The 1,358-nt window shown below is 35.9% G+C and carries 1 protein-coding gene; it reads right to left on the reverse strand.

Annotated features, from left to right (window positions below):
* Positions 1-196: 196 nt before the first annotated feature.
* Positions 197-1,252, reverse strand: coding sequence for a hypothetical protein (locus EHQ58_RS15550; RefSeq protein ID WP_135624835.1), 1,056 nt, complete (start codon positions 1,250-1,252; stop codon positions 197-199).
* Between the last annotated feature and the right edge of the window lie 106 nt (positions 1,253-1,358).

A 1,358-nucleotide genomic window follows, 5' to 3' on the forward strand; every position in this document is an offset into this window, starting at 1 on the left:
TAACGAACTAGGCTACACGACGTTGTCCGTAGCTGAGCCTACGGAGTAGGCGTTAGCGTCGGCGCGCCTTCTTGCAGAGCAAGAAGCGTGACGGAGGACAATGTGCCTTTAGGCCGAGCGAGGGCCGGGGTCCCGAGCGGAGCGTGTCAGCCGCAGTTATACGCAGTAGTTTGTGTCTACAGAAGCTGTATTCCAATTAGAATTTATTTATGACATCATTCCAAACAAATTTACTAATTGCACTATCGTTTCCCACAACTGGTTTAATGCAAAGCAATTCTTCAAATACATCTATTTGGTTTTGATCGATTTCACTTAACTGATAAAATGAATATTCAGAGAGGGCTAATTTTACTAACAGAGGAAAGATATATGAAGAATACAAAACATGTTCATCTAATGACCAAACTGATGGTTGTTTGGAATATAATCTACCATGGGCATACTCTCCTCGAAGTTCTCTAAAATCCATAATCCATTCTTCTGTGAGAGTCTTGTATGTACTTTTCTTTCTTTTCTCTCGTACGCGTTGACAATCTTTCGGATTAACTCGGTTTTTCGGAATTAAATACCTAGAGATTTTGGATATTAAATCAGACTTATTACCATTATTTATTTTATAAAGTCGTTCTATGGAACCAAGTAGCAAAGTAATTTCTACAGAATTCCGTAACTGATTGCTATCAGTATTTGCCAAATTGAAAATATTAATTGCTTCAAGTAAGTGATCGGAATTGACCTGTTCAGAATAATTTAGAATACCATCGATTAATTTGAGATTGATCGCTGACGGATTATTACCGCAATAGTCTGGTTTGATTTTAGTAAAAAGATTTAATGGAAATACTGTATTTTTTTCACCATCTCTTTTTCTGGAATTAATAGAAACCAATTTGGAATCATCTGTATATGGATAAATATAGAATTCAAATGAAGTTTTATTAATGTAATTGTTTGTAAAGAATCTTCTTTCTGATAAAGCAGCAAAAGCAAAAAGTTCAGAGAATGTGAATATTTTTTGAATATCCTCTTCTTCTAGTTTGGAGATTAGAATCTCGTCTTTATATTTAAGAAAAGAAGCCTCTCTAATTTCGAAAGTTGTATGTATTTTATGGAGACTCGCAATTTCCTTCATCGCATTCTGATCTTTGTCTGCTGGTAGTATTCCATTTTTGAAATAGATAATTTCAAATTCATTAATAGCTATTGGTTGGTTCACCGCGACCCAAGGAAAAATTCCGATATGTTTCATTTATTAAATATTAGGTTTCAAACTATTGCGTATAACGAACTAGGCTACACGACGTTGTCCGTAGCTGAGCCTCGCAGAGGCGTTAGCGTCGGCGCGACTTCTTGCA

The organism is Leptospira ognonensis, from assembly GCF_004770745.1.
In the GTDB taxonomy this organism is placed as follows: Bacteria; Spirochaetota; Leptospiria; order Leptospirales; family Leptospiraceae; genus Leptospira_A; species Leptospira_A ognonensis.